Genomic DNA, 13,334 nt, shown 5'->3' on the forward strand with positions numbered 1-13,334 from the left:
AAAGAGGAGAGTGGGGCTGGGGAGAGGGGCGGGGCCGGTCCGTGGAGAGAGGGGCGCCCGGCCAAAATCCTGTTGCCTCTCTGGAGAAAGATCGATGTCGTTATCCGAACTTACCCCCCGTGTTGCCTCCATCGCCCCTGGTGAGCGCCGCCTGGAATTCTTGCCCGGTCTCTTCGGGCGCTCGCTTCTGATCATCGGCGAGAACGCTGTCTACAGCCTGATGGAACGTCTGAGCCCGCTCGACTATCGCGGCGGGTTCTGGGACTTCTACGAGTTTGCGGGACAACCTCTGTTTCTGGCCCCGAGATCGAAATCAAGTCTTCGGATCACCAGCGAGATCACTGGCTTTCAAGGTGAGGTGACGGCGCAAGCCGCGGGGATCATCGCCACGCTTTTTGCCTTCTCCCACCTCTCCTTCCAGCATCAATCCAAGCATCTCGCGGAAGGCTATGGCCGCCTCTGCGCCTATTCGGCCGAGCATCCCGAAGCCTCCGAGATTTTTCAGGCGATCGACTGAAGTGTCGATGTGCGTCCGCCTCGATTGGCGCAACTATCCAGCAACCTGAGCGGATCGATCCGGATGGCCTGCCGTCCAGACGAGCCCTCCCACAATCCGAAAAGATCGAACCCGATGACGACATTGGAAAGCCGCACATTCGCGACCATCTCGACATGTCATGTGAGCGCTGCAACCCGGAAGATGCTCGGCAGCACACCCCGCGCGGAATGGCCCTGCGTCGGAGGGAGTTATGCCGACTACGGCTGGTTCTTCTACGTCCATGACGAAAACGCCGGCGAGGGGGACCAGCACATTCCCGACGATCTCTTCGCCGTCATGACATGGGGGCGCCAAAAAAGGGTTCAGCCATGTCCTGCTCGATCGCGATGCAGAGCAGGTCGATGATCTGCCTTGGCATGACTGGTGACAGGGCATATCAGCAGTCGTGCTGTTTAGCGCAACAGCCGCCGTTCGAGGAAGGAATGCATGTCTCGGCGACCGTCGGCGATGCAATAGACGACCACATCCTCTCCGATAATGCGATAGATCATCCGCCATGGTTTGTGGTGCAGTTCCCGATAGTCAGCGATGCCCAGGCCTACAAGTTCCTTTGGAACATTCCCTCGAGTGGGCAAATCTTCGAGCCCTAGACAGGCTTCCTCGATTTCTCCGAGAATACGTTCGGCTGTCTGGACGTTATCCCGGGTGGCGAGGAACCGATAGAGATCTTCGAGGTCCCGCTCCGCGTCTTCTGTAAAAAGAACCTGATAGGGCATCAGGCTTCGGGTTTTGACAGGCGGGCGCGAAGACGCGCGAAGGCTTCTCTCGCGGGGCGAACCTTCCCGTCCTCGACCTGCTTGTTGGTCAGGGCAAGCACCTTCAGAAGCGCCAGCGTTTCCTGTGTCTCTTCATATTGCGTGACATCCTGAAGCACGGCTTTTGCCTCGCCATGCAATGTGATCACGACAGGCTTCCGGTCATCGCCAAGCTGGCGAATGACTTCCGGCGCATGAGCCTTGAGGTAGCTGATGGGCTTGACCTGCTCTGAGAATTTCATCGATCCGAACTCCTTTTGACCAGAATATAGACCGTTAATGGTCCGACTGGAAGCAATTATTGCGCGGCTGCAAGAGGGAGAGGAGGGCAGTTTCGCGGCAGGGCGACTGTTGAAGGCAAAAGGCCATCCGGAACCGCCTGCATCGCTGCGCCAGTCTGACAGCAAATTATCTACACTTCCCCTCACTAGCCCGTTGCCGCGAAAGCGGTCAGTCGGGCTCCTTCGTTTCAGGAGACTTCATCATGAGCACCATGATTTCCAACCCGCGACCGGCATCGTCAGGATTCGAGGTCGATATATCCCGCGGCGAGCGCATCGGCCGCGTTTCGTCGGAATGGTTTTCGCGTCCCGACGACGAGCGCTATCTGTCGCTGTCCGATCTGCATCGCGCCGTCAGCGCCAGAACGGAGCGCGCTCACGTCCGCACGGTCGAGACCGCTGAGATCCGCGTCGAGGCGACCCGCGGCAATGCCGAACGCTTGTCGCTGATCGTGCCAGGCGGGCGCGAGCCGTTGGCCCCGACCCATTGGAGCTACGGTCAACTCTGCAGCCTGGTCGGCGCACCGGCAAGCTATATGCGCCAACTGCCCGCGCCGCTGGCCGCGATCAATCTCCAGCACGGGTTGCTCGATCACAATGCCGAAATGGTCAAAACGCTAGAGATGGACGACGGCCGCGTCGAACTGCGGGCTGTAACCGGCCCGGAATACGGCCGGATCTGGGATAAGGATTTGATCGCCGCCATTATGAACATTGCAGGCGATGGCACAGGTGATACGATCTGGAAAGTTCCCGGTCTGCTCGACTGGTCGACCATGACCCACGATCCCTTAGTCGACATCACGAAGGATACGACGACCCTCTACGCTAGCGACCGCGACATCTTCGTCTTTCTTTGCGACGACACGCATCCGATCGAGGCAGGACGACTGCCGAACGGCGAACCTGATTTGTATTTCCGTGGGTTCTACGCCTGGAACTCAGAGGTCGGGTCGAAAACTCTAGGAATTGCGAGCTTTTACCTGCGGGCCGTTTGTGCCAATCGAAACCTCTGGGGCACCGAAAATTTCGAGGAAATTACGATCCGCCACTCGAAATTCGCCGCACAACGTTTCGCCCACGAAGCGGCACCGGCGTTGACCAATTTCGCCAATTCCTCGCCCGCCCGGTTTGTCGCCGGCATTCGTGCCGCTCGCGAGCGCATCGTCGCCCGAAACGAGGACGATCGCTCGGAATTCTTGCGAAAGCGCGGCTTCTCGAAGGCCGAAACCGGCAAGATCATCGAGACCGTCTTGTCCGAGGAGGGCAGGCCGCCCGAGAGCATTTTTGACTTTGTGCAGGGCATCACTGCGCTGGCGCGGGGAAAGTCGCATCAGGACACCCGGCTCGAACTCGAAGGCAAGGCGAAGAAACTGCTTGAAAGCGCCGCCTGACCGCCGGCTCGGCTCGCATGCGAAGCAGGAAGCCTATATCGCGGGCCTCCAGGCGACGCGATATTTCTACCTGGATGGGTGGTTCCCAAGCCGGTGTAAGACGTAATCAAGCACTGATTTCGGCGCCACTCTCTTCCGCCGCTGCTTCAGCGCCTGGCAGGCGCGGGGGTATCATCCTCGCCAGTCGCCTGTTCGGCGGCGACCTGATAGCCAGCTGCTTTCAGATCGACCTTTTCCCAGATCGACGGTTCTCGCCGGGACAGGCGACGCCGGTTCTTGATCTCCACGACGAACGGATTCTTCTCAGGTTTCATGGCAATCCACTGCACAGACAAAGCTTTGAGAAGGTAGAGGTGCTCTTATTCACTCCGTTCTGTCAACGCCGCCAATCGGCGCATTTGCGAATCAAGGCAGGCGGGGGATTTCGCCTTCGGCCACCCGCCAGACCCAGGGTGTAATTTCGGGCCGTGTCTCGATCATGTCCGCAAGCGCTTGCTCATAATCGTCTCCGGCGCTTGCCGGCACGATGAACATGGCGATGGGAGCCGGTTTCTGTTCCGGCAATGTCACCGACACGATCGGCGCATCGCGTGGCAGATTGAAACGCAATCCTTTGACGCTCTTTCGCTTGAGGTGGCTCAATTTTTCCAGAAGCCGCAGCTCGTGAATATCCTCGAACGGCAGCCAGTGCTCGTTGACCACCATCAGCGCGACCTCTTCGACCGTTGCAATGCCGGCGGCTGAGACGCCGAAGGTGGCGATAACGATCAGATGGAATGCCTCGTTCGCGCGCCACAGTTCGAGCTCTGTCTCATAGCGGGCAGCGAGCCGCCGCCATGCGCCCTCCTCGATCACCAGCGGAAAGGGCATATGCCGCACGATGATCCTCTGGCCCTCACGTGCGGCGGAAAACTCCTTCACTTCGGCCACAGTAATCATCAGCTTGCGCGGACCCGAGCCGGTAGCCTGCACGTCCTTGAGCGCCGCAGCGCGCCGTGCGGCGATCCCATCCTTGTCCTCGCCATGAAACACTTCCGGCACGAAGAGCATCTCGCCCAAAGCAGCGCCTCTCGCCGTCATCTGTGCCGCGGCATTGAGAATGCTTGCGCGCACGCGGCCCCAGCCGCGCTTGCCTGACCAGGTCGAACGCCATTCGGTCAATTCGCCCGCTTCCCACAGATAATGCAGCATCGCCCGCAGCGACAGTTTCCTGGGGTCGCTACGAATGCCATGCTCGGTCGTCTCGGCCGATGCGCTGGGCGCAGCGCGAGATCCGCGCTTGGTCAGCGAAAAGTCCAGCTTCAGTTCGGCCTTGCCACTCGCATCGATCTGGATCGCGCTGCCGATCAGCGGGCCAAGGCCGGAAAGCTCATAGGGAGGCTCATAAGAGGGGCAGGCGGCATCGTGACCGCGCCCCGACAGTGGCATCCGCTTGATGAGATACTGGTCTTCGACCCGCGCGATATACATCGGCGTCGGCGACTCCTTGCACATGCACATCGGCCGCAGTCGTTGCTCGTAAGCCTGCGGGAGGAATGCCTGCAGATCAGGTGAGGATTCCTCGAACACCCGATCGCCTATCTTGAATGTTCGCATCACAATTCTCCCAGTTCCTTGGTCAAAGCTACACGGCCACGATGCGTTTTACTACCGTATATTAGTCAGTAAAAATCCAGTGCGCTGCGGAAACCCACACGGGGAGCCTCAATTCTGCCCAGGACCAGGCTGTGAAGAGGACGCGCCGGCACTGGGCGGCGGAGGGAGAGATCGGCCGCAGAAGACTAGGCGAGTCGGGCTGAAGGAGAGGCTTCCGCCTGCCGGTTGGACGGTTTCTTCCGACTACTCGAATTGTTCGCCTGCTCGCCCGGCGTAAGCCGGGCTTTTCCCGCTTGAGGAGGATAGTATGGCAATACCTGGCTACGTACAGACCAACTTTCAGACGCTGCTGCGTGCAGCCACAGACGGCAACCTCGCGCTCATGGAGTGCCTGGATTCCCGAACGCAGGAACCTCGCTATGTCCTGTGTGCCGTCGGGCACGACGGTACGGACCGTGTCTTCACACCCTTTGGGCATTTGATCGGCGGGAACCCTTACGAGGCCTATTTCCCGCCGGACCCTGATGATCCACGGGGTTTTCTAACGGCGGCTCAGGCAGTATCCGTCAGCTGCCGACGATGGAGAGGGCGTCGATGCAGATCCGACGTAAGCCCCGAGGTGTGGCAATCGCTGCTTGGCGGTTCCTCTGTTGTCGCGCTCGCCGGCGACATGACGCTCCGGCGTGTCAGGGTGATGAATGACTATCGCATTGAGCTCGTCGGCTTTACCGATGGCATGCGCGACAGGCTTCGATCCTTCGGTCTGTTTTCCGAAATGATCGCCTGGAAGGGCCGCTTCCTCATCCCGGCCTCGGATGACGGGCAGGCGGTCCTGTCGCGCCTGATCGAACGCCATCGCATTGTCGATGTCGCCGGCCGGGGGTGACCGCGATGTTATCGGCCTCAGAACTTGCCGACCGCCTCGCGCGCGATGCCGAGGCGGTCTGCCGTCATTACCTCTCCGCCGGCCGCCGGGCCGGCAACTACTGGATCGTTGGCGATACCGCCAACAGCAAGGGTAAATCGCTCTATGTGCATCTCTCCGGCCCGCGGGCCGGACGGTGGGCTGATGCGGCGACAGCGGAGTATGGCGATTTGCTCGACCTTGTGCGGGAGACTTGCGGGCTGGTCGACTTCCGCGATGTTGCGGATGAGGCCCGGCGTTTCCTGAACGAACCACGGGTCAGCCCGGCCCAATCCGTTCCGGCGGCGTCCCGTAGGAGCGATGCTCATGTCGACCCGCTGGTCGATAGACCGGCTGGCGAGCGCGCGAAGCGTCTCTTCCAGATGGCGCAGCCGCTCGGCGCCACGCTGGCCGACAGCTACTTGCGCCAGCGCGGCATTCTGCGCGCAGCACTGCACCCAGCGCTTCGCTTCCATCCCTCATGTTACTATCGGGAGCTCAAGACCGACGAGACGCACATCCTGCCCGCACTGGTCGCCGCAGTCACTGATCCCTTTGGTGAGATCACCGGTGTCCATCGCACCTGGCTCGATCCCGATGGAGACAGCAAGGCGAAGATCGATGATCCCCGCCGTGCGCTCGGCGGGCTGGTTGGCAACGCAGTGCGCTTTCGCTTTCCGACCCGTGGCCCGGTGCCTGTCATGGTCGCGGGCGAAGGTCTAGAAAGCATCCTGTCGCTCGCGCACGTCATGCCCGGTATGCCGATGGTCTCGGCGCTGACGGCCAATCACCTCGCAGCCTTTCGCCCGCCAAACGGATGCCTACGCCTGTACGTGGCCGCCGACGCTGATGCGGCCGGCCGGCATGGCATCGAGGGGCTGAGCCGCCACGCGCAGTCGCTCGGCATCCTGCCGCTCGTGTTGACCCCCGAGCTTGGCGACTTCAACGAGGATCTGCGCCGGCTTGGTCCTGGCCGGCTGATCGCAAATCTCAGCGCCCAGCTCGCACCTGAGGACGCTCAGACCGTTCTGTCCGTGTGATGCTGCCGGGAAGGGAGGACAGGCGCGAGGGCGGCCTTGTGGGAACGCCGGTCCCCTGCCGGTCACCGTTCGGATGGCGCGCGCCCGCGCGCCTGCCGAGAGGCGACCCCTTACCATGCGGCGGTCGGGCCTTCAGCGGGTCGGTCAGGTTTCTTCCCCGCGCCGGCTTTTCCGCGCATCGGCTTGCTGCGAAAACCGGTCCCCGCTTTTCGGGCCGATGCGGCAGCCGGCGCTCCTCGCGGGACAAGAAACCCTCCCTCAACCGCCCGGCGCTCAGGCTGGGCCGCTTCGCTGCGCTCGCGGTTCCGGCCCGCCCGCCGCCTGGACAGGGATCGCCGTCAGGCCGCGAGAGGCGCGGCCCAAACCGACGGAGACCATCATGAACCTGACGCTTCCCATCGACGACACCTTCGAGCCCCACCACGCGTCTTCCCCGACCGACCGCGTCATCTACGAGATACAAGTCTTTGGCTACCGCCCGTTCCAGGACGAGCCGGATCCGAGACCGTTGCCCGAGGAGCCGACGGTCCAGTCGGCGCTGACCACGATGTTCGACGCCCTGTTCGAGATGCTCGGCGACACGCGGCTGGAGCCCGATCTCGAGGACCTTCTCTGGTCGACGGTCAATCTCTTCCACCGCGCCGGCGAGCGCATCCAGCGCGAGCTTCAGCGCAACGAGGATGCGCAGCGTACCGGCCAGCGCGAGCAGGACGGCTCGGAGGTCAAGAGCGTCGAGCTCGAGCGCCTGATCGCTGAAGGCATCACGCTTCTCGAACGCCGCAACGCCTTCGAATTCATGCGCGACTATGCTGCCGACCTCTTCGAGGCTGAGACTGGATCGGCTTGGCGGCCGCGCACCGGCTCGAAGGTCAACCACGCCAACATGACCGCGGCGATGATTGACTCCAGAGATTTCCTCTCTGCCCGCCGGCACGCCGAAAACACAGTGCTGATCCCGGCCGGCACGAAGATCGCTTTTGGCGGCGGCATGGACTATAACGATCATGATCGGATCTGGGCCGCTCTCGACAAGGCCCATGCCAAGCACGCAGATATGATCCTACTGCACGGCGGCTCGCCGAAAGGCGCCGAACGCATCGCGGCCTGCTGGGCGGAGGCCCGCAAGGTCACCCAGATTGCGTTCAAGCCCGACTGGAACAAGCACGCAAAGGCTGCCCCATTCCGGCGCAACGATGAGATGCTTTCGGTCATGCCATCAGGCGTCATCGTCTTCCCGGGTTCCGGCATCACCGACAACCTTCGCGACAAGGCCCGTCGGTTGGGCATCAATGTCTGGGAACTCAAGGGAGATGGCGCGTGAGCGCCGTTTTCTTGTAAATCTGGAAAATCTGGAAAATCTGGATATTATGGAGATCGATGAAGGAGCAAGGCTATGCGGCAATTCACAACAGGTGATCTCAACAAGCAGGTGGGCGACGTCACCGACGCCGCTGCACGCGAACCCGTCGTGCTCACCAAGCACCGGAAACCCCGTTTTGTCTTGATGAGCTATGAGCACTACAAGCGCATGCGCACCGGTGGTGACCCGCGCCAAGCCTATGACGTTTCCGAGATGCCGGAGGAGCACCGCGAGCTTTTTCTGGCAGAGATCGACCGACTGGCGCGCGGCGAGGGCTACGACGATGAGCCGTGAGTTCCTGCCTGGTCAGGTGATCGACTGCCCCTATCTCTGGACATGGCAGCGCGAGCGCGGAGAGACCGAGGGCCGGAAGCTCCGGCCCACCTTTGTCGTCGCTGTTCGAGGAGCGAATGACGGCCCCACCCATCTCGCACTGCTAGCGATCACGACTCAGCCGCCGCAGGCCGATCGGATCGCCTTGGAAGTTTCCGATATCGAGTGTCGACGGGCTGGCCTCAGCGACCTCAAGCGTTGCTGGATCGTCGTTGACGAATACAATTACGATGTCGCCGAAAGGTCTTGGTACAAAGAGCCGGACGGAAAACCATTCGACCGCTTCAGCAAAGCCTTCGTGATGAAAATTGCCACAGCTTTCGGCGAGGCCTCGCGCAAATCGGGCCGCCGTGTCAATCGAACGGAGTAGGCCGGCGCTGGTCAACCGCCATCTCTCTTTTCACTAAGGTTAGGCTTGCACTTCTGGGAAATGTGTACACATTTCCTACTGAAACGGAGCCTCGCCATGCCTCAATCGCGGCAAAAGACAACATCTCCTCGCGCTCGTTTCGTCCACAACAGGTCAAGAAACATAGCTACGGCCTCTTCTTTCCGATCGAAATGGTAAGCCATCGACTGTCTCCCGGAGCCGATCCGTCCCCAACGGCGTGTCAGGCAGGGTGTGCCGAACAGCGTTGGTTCGATGGACAGCGAGTAGAATCTCGCCATATTCTTTGTTGCGTCTGTGCGTTCAATATAGAGGTGGTAGGGTTGAGCGAGCATGGCGACAGAATCGCCGATCGAGAAATGCAGGTCCAACGACAGTTTTGAATCCGTTTTGCCGCAGCGATTCATTTTTGTGATCGATTGGCAATCAGGTCGGACCCACCTTCAGGGCGAGCCGCCTATGGCGTCTGACTCTACTCGCGTCGCTCACGGAGCCCGCTTTGCGAGCTCCGCCTCTGGTCACGATCCCTTTCGCAGGAGCGGGGCTGCCGGATGGATGTCGCAATCCTTGCTTTATAGGCCAGCGACGATTAGACTCACGTAAACGAGAGAGTTAAACAGGATTGGAAGCGAACCAATCAGCCCCGGTTTGTCAGCGAGGATGTACCGATGAGTACGGAGCTGCCATCCGGGAACGTCGCCAACCGGCCGTCCGATACAAATCCTCTCGCCTGCCTTCTGCGGTTTTTCGCGCGATTGCCCTTTGTCATCCTGCGCGGCATTGTCCGCACGCCCTTTTGCAGCATCTGGCCTTTTATGTGCTTTGCATGTTTCGGCCATTCACCGGGATGATGGATCTGGCGGCAATCGTCATGCTACCGATGTCGATCGTCGTCTTCGCGCATCCGGACGCCGCCCGCGGCATGCCGTTCTGGGCATTTGGTCTGATGGGATTTGGCTTCGTCGCTCTTGCGCTCGGCTACACGCTTTTTGTCGACTAGATCACGCCGCCCGGCGCTGAGGATCCGTTCGAGCGCTATCGCCGATCCGGTCGATAGGTGCGTCGTACCGCTCACTTTTGGCGTATTCGCCGGTTGCATTCTCCACTGAGGAATAAACAGGACCAACGTCCCAGGAGATCATATTAATGTCTGTAATCGACAAAGCCGCAGCCGCAACAACCGCGATACAGGATCAAGCCGGTAAGGCTTTGGACGTTTTGCAGTATGGCTTCAATGGCCGGATCGTAAACGGCTTCGACATCTACACCGATCCCTCGGGTCGCCATAGCAACCTTCTCGAAGCGCGCAAGGCAATCGACCCGGCGCTGGAATTGATGAAGGCTACAAAATGGCCGACTGAGGCTGAATACGCCGCCGCCGAGCAGGCCTGATCTTTTACGGGTCGGGCTTGACGAAGCGGTTGGTCTTCGCTGCCGCATTCATGTCCCTTCGCCGAAAGTAGATCGCCCGCCCGCAGCGGATCGGGCTATGTCCCTGCACGATGATGATCTGCTCGTCTTTGCGCATCGACTGGGTGATCTCGTGCGGCATGATCAACGGCCGGCGCTGGAAATTGACACTCTCCGATTTGCGCGATGCGCTGTTCTTCGTATCCCAGCCGATATTGCGAGAGCTTCCCTTCACCTCCACGGTCATCTCGCCGCATTGCGCCGAGACGTTGCGGGCCGTGTCGAGCGCCTTGATCGCCGCGTAGGAGGCGAAGGCGCAGCCATCGATCCATGAGGTTGCACCATCCTTCCCAAAATGCCGCTCAAGCTGACCGAACGACTGGTACATCAGCATCATCGAGATCCCGTATTTGCGGCCGCGATCGCGCGCCTCTTCGAGAACGCGCATGTAACCGAGCAGGTCGACCTCATCGAGCATGAACAGCGCCCGGCGCCTGAATGCGCCGTCGGCTTGGATCATGGTGTTGATCAATGCGCCGATGATGACCCGGCCGATGCCCGGATAGGAGCGAAGGATCGACGCCGGGATATTCAGAAACACGTCCTTTCGGCCAGCTACGATATCGCTGGAGTTGAAGGCATTGCCGCAGACCAAAGCCGCGTAGCTGTCAAGCGAAAGCCATTGCGTATCCTTCGACGCCGTCGAATAGACGCCGGAGAACGTCTGCTCGGTCATGTTGGTGAATACGCCCAATGTTTCGCGGATAAACGCCGACGCCGAGTTCTCCTGAATGTCACGCAGCATCGCCAGTACAGACGGCTCGGGCTCGGATACGATCTGGCGCAGGCTGCGCAGGTTTCGTCTTCCGGCATATTCCGGCGACAGCATGACATGGGCGAGCAGCCCTGTCAGAAGATTGTGCGCCTGGCTCTGGAAGTACGAGCCGGTCGAGCTTTCGAAGCGCACGCTCTCGGACAGCAGCATATGCGCGACGCCGACGATGTCTTCCTCCTTGTGTTTCGAGGTCTCGATCCCGTCGAGCACATTGAAGCCCATGATCGGGTTTGTCGGATCGAGCACCATGACCTCGCGCTTCAGAACGCGGGTCCGATATTCGATCACCATCGGCGCGACCTCGGTCGACGGATCGAGGCAGATCAGCGGTCCGGTGTAGCGCAAGGCCGTCGGCACGACATTGCTGGTGGTCTTATATCCGCCCGATCCGGCGAAGAAGAGCATATGGGTGGAATCGAAATCCTGCCTGTAGGTAAGCAAAGGCGCCTTGCCACCCTGTCCCCAGGTCGACGGATCGTTCGGATCGAAGGGTAGTTCATGAACGATTTCCTTGTCGACGCGATAACGCTCGCCGACAACGATCTCGCCATCGGCTGGAAAGAGTTTTCTCGCCGCCGACATCGAAAGCCAGTCCGCGTCGCCGAGGGTCGCTCGACGCGCCCGCTTGACCTGCTCAGGAACGACGGTGGAGATACGGGCTGATACGGCGACAGCCATGAAGCCACATAAAGCCCCGATCACGACAACCATATCGAGATAGGAGAGGGCATAGTCCCAGGTGACGATGCTGCGCTCGACGGACGGAGCAAGCCGTCCATATTCGCGGAGACCATAGAAGCCGACAACAGCCATGAAGCACAACAGGCTTGCCATGGCGATTGGCCTCCGGCGATGCAGTGGCATGGCCCAGACCGCCAACAACCCGGCAAGTGGCCCAAACAAAAGCGTCGGCAAGGGCGCGGCACGCAGAAACCGATATTCGGTTTTGCCCGACATGCTGGTGGCCAGCTCCGACCATCGCCAGCCGACGATGTAGACGGTGATCGCCGTCACCACGATCGGCACAAGAACAAGCAGCAGGCTCGGATGCAATTTTCCCTTCAGTGCCATTCCTGCATCTCCTCGGCATGTGCGACCTCATCATTCAGCGAACGCGCCTTGAACGCCTCCTTGCCGATATCGCGCAGCCGCCGATGCTCCGGCGAGCCTGCTGCGACCCGCGCCAACTCGAGCAGTCCGCCGAGCAGGAACGCCCGGTCGGCCTGTGACAGACCTGCTTTCACGACGATGCCGCCGAGCAGGAATTTTTCGCGGGCTTCCTGTTTCCGTTTAGCCGTCATTTGAAAGCGCCTCCGGCGTTCCAGCCCCACTATCTGACGATCGACGCGCCGGAGCAGGTGCGCTACCAGCCCCTTTCTTCTCTTGGCTGCGAAATCGCGCGGCGATCTCTTCGAAGATCCGATCCACCTCTTCGTCTGCGATCTCCATCTCTGCCAGCCCCGACTTTGTCGCGGCCCTGGCAAAGCGCTCGGCGGATTTAACTATCAGAAAACGCCTGCGTTCTCGGAGTTTCTCAATCTGGGTATCGAGATCGGAGATCGATGATTTTACGGCCATATGTGCTTTTTCCCTTCACAAAAATAACCTCAACACGGATATTATACTAACTAGAATAAGATAGTTAAATAGGCTATTTGCATTGACTCAAAACATCGTAGCCGGAAATCCGGCCGATGGCCGTCTTCCGGAAAAGCGACATCGGCCCTTCGGTCCAATCGGTTTGAGGGCGCAATATACGTCGCTGACGCGACGTGCTTGGAAGGCTTGGAGAGCAGCAGTGGCGATCATGTTCGTCAGAGCGCAGGTGATCAGCAGGGGAGCGGGGCGCAGCATCGTCTCGGCCGCCGCCTATCGCCATCGCGCCCGGATGATGGACGAACAGGCCGGCACTTCGTTCAGCTACAGGGGCGGGTCATCCGAGCTCGTGCATGAGGAACTGGCGTTGCCGGGGGATATTCCGGTCTGGTTGACGAGCGCGATCGACGGAAAATCCGTCGCCGGTTCCAGTGAGGCGCTGTGGAATGCGGTCGATGCTTTCGAGAAGCGGTCCGACGCGCAGCTCGCCCGGGAGCTGATCATTGCCCTGCCGGAAGAGCTGACACGTGCGGAAAACATCGCTCTTGTCCGCGAGTTTGTTCGGGACAATCTGACATCCAAGGGCATGGTTGCCGATTGGGTGTTCCATGACAAGGACGGAAATCCTCACATCCATCTGATGACGACGCTGAGGCCGCTGACAGAGGAGGGGTTCGGGCCGAAAAAGGTGGCAGCAATGCGCGAGGGCGGCGAACCATTGCGTGTCGTCACGCCGGATCGCCCGAATGGCAAGATCGTCTACAAGCTGTGGGCTGGCGACAAGGAGACGATGAAAGCGTGGAAGATCGCCTGGGCGGAAACCACCAATCGCCATCTGGCCCTGGCAGGTTAACGTCCTCATCCAGGCGTCCGATATACTCGA

17 protein-coding genes and 3 pseudogenes are annotated in these 13,334 nt (G+C 60.4%); 12 read left to right on the forward strand and 8 right to left on the reverse strand.

Translation table 11 applies throughout. The annotated features are described in order from the left end of the window. Positions 1 to 94 precede the first annotated feature (94 nt). The 3 genes and pseudogenes from RHSP_RS22815 (at position 95) to RHSP_RS36175 (ending at position 926) form a co-directional block, all read left to right on the forward strand. The gene (locus RHSP_RS22815; protein ID WP_004123818.1) at positions 95 to 517 is read left to right on the forward strand and encodes an antirestriction protein; all 423 of its coding nucleotides are present in this window, start codon (positions 95 to 97) and stop codon (positions 515 to 517) included. A gap of 183 nt (positions 518 to 700) precedes the next feature. After that, a pseudogene (locus RHSP_RS36170) lies at positions 701 to 787 on the forward strand (hypothetical protein); the annotation flags it as partial. Between the two features lie 85 nt (positions 788 to 872). Then, positions 873 to 926, forward strand: coding sequence for a hypothetical protein (locus RHSP_RS36175; RefSeq protein WP_476705485.1), 54 nt, complete (start codon positions 873 to 875; stop codon positions 924 to 926). A 25-nt stretch (positions 927 to 951) separates the two neighbouring features. On the opposite strand, the gene RHSP_RS22820 is transcribed toward RHSP_RS36175, so the two are convergent. Together RHSP_RS22820 and RHSP_RS22825 are read right to left on the reverse strand one after the other, a co-directional pair. Next, complete coding sequence (locus tag RHSP_RS22820; protein ID WP_004123821.1) at positions 952 to 1,275, reverse strand: type II toxin-antitoxin system RelE/ParE family toxin; 324 nt, start codon at positions 1,273 to 1,275, stop codon at positions 952 to 954. Then, the gene (locus RHSP_RS22825) at positions 1,275 to 1,556 is read right to left on the reverse strand and encodes a type II toxin-antitoxin system Phd/YefM family antitoxin (protein WP_004123823.1); all 282 of its coding nucleotides are present in this window, start codon (positions 1,554 to 1,556) and stop codon (positions 1,275 to 1,277) included. The genes RHSP_RS22820 and RHSP_RS22825 overlap by 1 nt, the downstream gene beginning before the upstream one ends. Positions 1,557 to 1,798: 242 nt before the next feature. Between RHSP_RS22825 and RHSP_RS22830 the strand changes: the two genes are divergently transcribed. Beyond that, a complete protein-coding gene (locus RHSP_RS22830) occupies positions 1,799 to 2,989 on the forward strand; it encodes a hypothetical protein (RefSeq protein WP_004123825.1) in 1,191 nt (396 codons plus the stop codon). A 146-nt stretch (positions 2,990 to 3,135) separates the two neighbouring features. On the opposite strand, the gene RHSP_RS34830 is transcribed toward RHSP_RS22830, so the two are convergent. Further along, entirely contained in the window at positions 3,136 to 3,303 is a 168-nt protein-coding gene (locus tag RHSP_RS34830) for a hypothetical protein (protein WP_157385411.1), read from the reverse strand. A 91-nt stretch (positions 3,304 to 3,394) separates the two neighbouring features. Next, positions 3,395 to 4,585, reverse strand: coding sequence for a DUF1173 domain-containing protein (locus tag RHSP_RS22835; RefSeq protein WP_004123827.1), 1,191 nt, complete (start codon positions 4,583 to 4,585; stop codon positions 3,395 to 3,397). A gap of 307 nt (positions 4,586 to 4,892) precedes the next feature. On the opposite strand from RHSP_RS22835, the pseudogene RHSP_RS35980 reads away from it, so the two are divergent. The 5 genes and pseudogenes from RHSP_RS35980 to RHSP_RS22865 form a co-directional block, all read left to right on the forward strand. Beyond that, positions 4,893 to 5,135: pseudogene (locus tag RHSP_RS35980) on the forward strand (DUF6117 family protein); the annotation flags it as partial. 341 nt (positions 5,136 to 5,476) lie between these two features. After that, on the forward strand, positions 5,477 to 6,529 hold the full coding sequence (locus RHSP_RS22845; RefSeq protein ID WP_004123831.1) for a DUF7146 domain-containing protein: 1,053 nt from the start codon (positions 5,477 to 5,479) through the stop codon (positions 6,527 to 6,529). A 379-nt stretch (positions 6,530 to 6,908) separates the two neighbouring features. Further along, positions 6,909 to 7,850 carry a DUF2493 domain-containing protein gene (locus tag RHSP_RS22855; RefSeq protein ID WP_037153904.1) on the forward strand — a complete coding sequence of 314 codons (942 nt, stop codon included), beginning with the start codon at positions 6,909 to 6,911 and terminating at the stop codon, positions 7,848 to 7,850. A 72-nt stretch (positions 7,851 to 7,922) separates the two neighbouring features. Then, the gene (locus RHSP_RS22860) at positions 7,923 to 8,183 is read left to right on the forward strand and encodes a type II toxin-antitoxin system prevent-host-death family antitoxin (RefSeq protein WP_004123837.1); all 261 of its coding nucleotides are present in this window, start codon (positions 7,923 to 7,925) and stop codon (positions 8,181 to 8,183) included. Next, positions 8,173 to 8,592, forward strand: a complete 420-nt coding sequence (locus tag RHSP_RS22865) for an inorganic diphosphatase (protein ID WP_004123840.1) — start codon at positions 8,173 to 8,175, stop codon at positions 8,590 to 8,592. The genes RHSP_RS22860 and RHSP_RS22865 overlap by 11 nt, the downstream gene beginning before the upstream one ends. Before the next feature lie 101 nt (positions 8,593 to 8,693). On the opposite strand, the gene RHSP_RS22870 is transcribed toward RHSP_RS22865, so the two are convergent. Continuing rightward, positions 8,694 to 8,945, reverse strand: a complete 252-nt coding sequence (locus RHSP_RS22870) for a WGR domain-containing protein (protein WP_037154007.1) — start codon at positions 8,943 to 8,945, stop codon at positions 8,694 to 8,696. A 491-nt stretch (positions 8,946 to 9,436) separates the two neighbouring features. Between RHSP_RS22870 and RHSP_RS35195 the strand changes: the two genes are divergently transcribed. Further along, entirely contained in the window at positions 9,437 to 9,610 is a 174-nt protein-coding gene (locus RHSP_RS35195; RefSeq protein ID WP_167332669.1) for a hypothetical protein, read from the forward strand. 146 nt (positions 9,611 to 9,756) lie between these two features. Further along, positions 9,757 to 10,002 (forward strand): hypothetical protein, encoded by a 246-nt coding sequence (locus tag RHSP_RS22880; protein ID WP_004123847.1) that lies wholly within the window; start codon positions 9,757 to 9,759, stop codon positions 10,000 to 10,002. A gap of 4 nt (positions 10,003 to 10,006) precedes the next feature. On the opposite strand, the gene traG is transcribed toward RHSP_RS22880, so the two are convergent. The 3 genes from traG to RHSP_RS22895 are packed head-to-tail and all read right to left on the reverse strand — an operon-like array spanning position 10,007 to position 12,433. Continuing rightward, positions 10,007 to 11,926, reverse strand: a complete 1,920-nt coding sequence (gene traG / locus RHSP_RS22885) for a Ti-type conjugative transfer system protein TraG (RefSeq protein WP_004123851.1) — start codon at positions 11,924 to 11,926, stop codon at positions 10,007 to 10,009. Continuing rightward, a complete protein-coding gene (locus tag RHSP_RS22890; RefSeq protein ID WP_004123854.1) occupies positions 11,917 to 12,156 on the reverse strand; it encodes a conjugal transfer protein TraD in 240 nt (79 codons plus the stop codon). Before RHSP_RS22890 ends, traG begins: the two co-directional genes overlap by 10 nt. Continuing rightward, positions 12,146 to 12,433 (reverse strand): TraC family protein, encoded by a 288-nt coding sequence (locus RHSP_RS22895; protein ID WP_004123856.1) that lies wholly within the window; start codon positions 12,431 to 12,433, stop codon positions 12,146 to 12,148. The genes RHSP_RS22890 and RHSP_RS22895 overlap by 11 nt, the downstream gene beginning before the upstream one ends. Before the next feature lie 220 nt (positions 12,434 to 12,653). On the opposite strand from RHSP_RS22895, the pseudogene RHSP_RS22900 reads away from it, so the two are divergent. Further along, positions 12,654 to 13,301, forward strand: a pseudogene (locus RHSP_RS22900) (MobA/MobL family protein); the annotation flags it as partial. Positions 13,302 to 13,334 lie beyond the last annotated feature (33 nt).

Origin of the sequence: Rhizobium freirei PRF 81 (assembly GCF_000359745.1) — a bacterium.
Classification (GTDB): domain Bacteria; phylum Pseudomonadota; class Alphaproteobacteria; order Rhizobiales; family Rhizobiaceae; genus Rhizobium; species Rhizobium freirei.

Excerpts from the sequence above, each read along its gene's own strand:
- RHSP_RS22815 (WP_004123818.1), top strand. The coding sequence starts at position 95 with ATGTCGTTATCCGAACTTACCCCCCGTGTTGCCTCCATCGCCCCTGGT.
- RHSP_RS22820 (WP_004123821.1), bottom strand. The coding sequence starts at position 1,275 with ATGCCCTATCAGGTTCTTTTTACAGAAGACGCGGAGCGGGACCTCGAA.
- RHSP_RS22825 (WP_004123823.1), bottom strand. The coding sequence starts at position 1,556 with ATGAAATTCTCAGAGCAGGTCAAGCCCATCAGCTACCTCAAGGCTCAT.
- RHSP_RS22830 (WP_004123825.1), top strand. The coding sequence starts at position 1,799 with ATGAGCACCATGATTTCCAACCCGCGACCGGCATCGTCAGGATTCGAG.
- RHSP_RS34830 (WP_157385411.1), bottom strand. The coding sequence starts at position 3,303 with ATGAAACCTGAGAAGAATCCGTTCGTCGTGGAGATCAAGAACCGGCGT.
- RHSP_RS22835 (WP_004123827.1), bottom strand. The coding sequence starts at position 4,585 with ATGCGAACATTCAAGATAGGCGATCGGGTGTTCGAGGAATCCTCACCT.
- RHSP_RS22845 (WP_004123831.1), top strand. The coding sequence starts at position 5,477 with ATGTTATCGGCCTCAGAACTTGCCGACCGCCTCGCGCGCGATGCCGAG.
- RHSP_RS22855 (WP_037153904.1), top strand. The coding sequence starts at position 6,909 with ATGAACCTGACGCTTCCCATCGACGACACCTTCGAGCCCCACCACGCG.
- RHSP_RS22860 (WP_004123837.1), top strand. The coding sequence starts at position 7,923 with ATGCGGCAATTCACAACAGGTGATCTCAACAAGCAGGTGGGCGACGTC.
- RHSP_RS22865 (WP_004123840.1), top strand. The coding sequence starts at position 8,173 with ATGAGCCGTGAGTTCCTGCCTGGTCAGGTGATCGACTGCCCCTATCTC.
- RHSP_RS22870 (WP_037154007.1), bottom strand. The coding sequence starts at position 8,945 with ATGCTCGCTCAACCCTACCACCTCTATATTGAACGCACAGACGCAACA.
- RHSP_RS35195 (WP_167332669.1), top strand. The coding sequence starts at position 9,437 with ATGTTTCGGCCATTCACCGGGATGATGGATCTGGCGGCAATCGTCATG.
- RHSP_RS22880 (WP_004123847.1), top strand. The coding sequence starts at position 9,757 with ATGTCTGTAATCGACAAAGCCGCAGCCGCAACAACCGCGATACAGGAT.
- traG (WP_004123851.1), bottom strand. The coding sequence starts at position 11,926 with ATGGCACTGAAGGGAAAATTGCATCCGAGCCTGCTGCTTGTTCTTGTG.
- RHSP_RS22890 (WP_004123854.1), bottom strand. The coding sequence starts at position 12,156 with ATGACGGCTAAACGGAAACAGGAAGCCCGCGAAAAATTCCTGCTCGGC.
- RHSP_RS22895 (WP_004123856.1), bottom strand. The coding sequence starts at position 12,433 with ATGGCCGTAAAATCATCGATCTCCGATCTCGATACCCAGATTGAGAAA.